General features: G+C 65.5%; 2 protein-coding genes. Both read left to right on the top strand.

Annotated features, from left to right (window positions below; all coding sequences use genetic code 11):
* Positions 1-124 precede the first annotated feature (124 nt).
* On the top strand, positions 125-1,000 hold the full coding sequence (locus AWB74_RS43995; protein ID WP_061152730.1) for a tyrosine-type recombinase/integrase: 876 nt from the start codon (positions 125-127) through the stop codon (positions 998-1,000).
* 11 nt (positions 1,001-1,011) lie between these two features.
* Positions 1,012-2,202, top strand: a complete 1,191-nt coding sequence (locus tag AWB74_RS43990; protein ID WP_143749532.1) for an IS91 family transposase — start codon at positions 1,012-1,014, stop codon at positions 2,200-2,202.
* Positions 2,203-2,560 lie beyond the last annotated feature (358 nt).

Raw genomic sequence — 2,560 nt, 5'->3', positions numbered from 1 at the left:
TGGACGAAACCGCTCGCGCGGTATTGGGGCTCCGGCGGGCGTTAGCGGTATGGCGCAGGAAACCCGCGCGGTTCCCATGATGGAGGACGAGGCGATCCGCCTCGTTCCCGTCAGGAGCACCGCCATGACTCACACCAGCCCGAGCATCAGTCCATTGCGCCAGCGCATGATCGACGACATGCGCATGCGCAAGTTCGCACCCAAGACGCAAGCCGGTTATGTCCGCGTGGTCCGTCAGTTCAGCGCATTTCTCGGGCGTCCGCCGGACACCGCCACGATCGAAGATCTACGGCGCTACCAGTTGCATCTGGTCGATCACGGCACCTCTCCGATCTCGCTGAATGCAGCGATCGCCGGCCTGAAGTTTTTCTTCGGGATCACCCTTGAGAGACCGGAACTGATGGCCCGCATGCAGCCGGTACGGGTGCCTCGCAGATTGCCCGTCGTGCTCAGCCCTGAGGAAGTCGCCCGCCTGATCGCTGCCGCCGGCAACCTGAAGCATCAGACCGCGCTGTCGGTCGCCTATGGCGCCGGACTGCGCGCCAGCGAAGTGGTGGCGCTGAAGATCGGCGACGTCGACAGCCAGCGCATGACCCTGCGCATCGAGCAGGGCAAGGGCCGCCGCGACCGCTACGCGATGCTCTCGCCGGTCCTGCTCGAGCGCCTGCGCGTCTGGTGGCGCGTGGCGCACGCGCAGGGTCGCATGCTCGAAGGCGGCTGGCTGTTTCCGGGCCTCGATCCGATCGACCCGCTCAGCACGCGGCAACTGACCCGCGCCATCCATGCCGCCGCCGAGGGCGCGAACATCGACAAGCGCGTATCCATGCATACGCTGCGCCACTGTTTCGCCACTCATCTGCTCGAACAGAAGGAGGATATCCGCGTGATCCAGGTGCTGCTCGGACACAGACAGATCGAGACCACCACCATCTATACTCAGGTCGCCACTGACCTTCTGCGCAAAGTAATCAGTCCGCTGGACCGCCTGCCCGCCGAGTAGCCCGGCACCGCTTGGAGCGCCCCGTGCTCGAGGTCGCGGACATCTTCCGCGCCCACGGACCGGCATGGCGACAGAGCGCCCGCCTGAACCTGGGGCAGTTGAAGGTCATGTCGGCCATCGAACAGTGCCGCACCGCGGCGCTGGGTGGACATGTTTTGCGCTGTTCGGGCTGTGCAAAGATCGAAGTCGCCTTCAACTCCTGCCGCAACCGACATTGCACGAAGTGCCAGGCGAGCGCCGCGCGCCGCTGGCTCGAGGCGCGTCAGGCTGACCTGCTGCCGGTGGAGTATTACCACGTGGTCTTCACGCTGCCCGCGCCAGTCAGCGCGATCGCCTGGTACAACAAGGCCGTGATCTACGGGCTACTGTTCGACGTCGCCGCCGAGACCCTGCGTACCATCGCCGCCGATCCAAAGCATCTCGGTGCCCAGACTGGCGCCACGCTCGTGCTGCATACCTGGGGCTCGGCCCTGACGCACCACCCGCACGTGCACGGCATTGTCCCGGGCGGTGGTTTGTCGCCCGACGGTGAACGATGGGTGGCATGCCGACCCGGTTTCTTCCTGCCGGTGCGCGTGCTCTCACGGCTGTTCCGGCGCCGCTTCCTCGAAGAACTCATGGCGGCGCATCGTCGCGGCCAACTGCGCTTCTTCGGCGACTACGCCGCGCTCGCCGATCCATCCGTCTTCGCTCAATGGCTCGCGCCGCTACGCACGTGTGAGTGGGTCGTCTATGCCAAGCGCCCCTTCGCCGGACCCGAGGCAGTGCTCGCCTATCTGTCACGCTATACGCATCGCGTGGCCATCTCCAACCGGCGCCTGGTTGCCCTCGACGAACGGGGCGTCACCTTCCGCTGGAAGGACTATCGCGCGAAGGGGCGCACCCGCTACAAGGTCATGACTCTCAGTGCCGATGAGTTCATGCGCCGCTTTCTGCTGCATGTGCTGCCCGCTGGCTTCCACCGTATTCGTCACTACGGTCTGCTCGCCAACCCCGTGCGGCGCGAGAATCTCGCGAAGATACGTGCGCTGCTACACGTCACGACCGCCGCCAGTCCACGAGCGGCTACGGCGGACGAACCACTCGGCAAGCTCCCGCCGCGTTTCACCTGCCGCCACTGCGGCGCGGCGATGGTCATCATCGAACTCGTGCCGCGCAGCGCACCGATCCGCGCACCACCCGCCCAGCGAGCCCCAGCATGAGCGCCCGTGTTTCGAGACGCTCAAACCAACCGTCGGTTCTCCGGCAACGGGACCCGATTGCGGACGGTCGCGTCCCTGACATGGATGACGCGACTTCGCGCGCTGCGCGCCATCACAAACGTAGGCTCGACAACTTCGCCAACGTGCATTCCGTCGATCTCAACCCGTCCCGTCGCGCCTCACCCTCAATCCGACGCCGCGCACGATAGCTCCAATCCCCATAGTGGTAGAACTCTTCCAGCCGCACAGGGACACTCCGCGGTTTCCTCCCTCGGGGTTTGTACGACGCCTGCCCGCATGCGCCTTTGGTGCGGGCCCAGCTGCACGGTGAAGGGCAGGCATCCTACAAACCTAAACT

The sequence above is a fragment of the Caballeronia arvi genome (assembly GCF_001544695.2).
GTDB lineage: Bacteria > Pseudomonadota > Gammaproteobacteria > Burkholderiales > Burkholderiaceae > Caballeronia > Caballeronia arvi.
This window is presented reverse-complemented; position numbering and strand designations above follow the sequence as displayed.

What these genes read in the sequence shown, in the direction of transcription:
- AWB74_RS43995 (WP_061152730.1), top strand. Translation starts at nt 125, where the DNA reads ATGACTCACACCAGCCCGAGCATCAGTCCATTGCGCCAGCGCATGATC.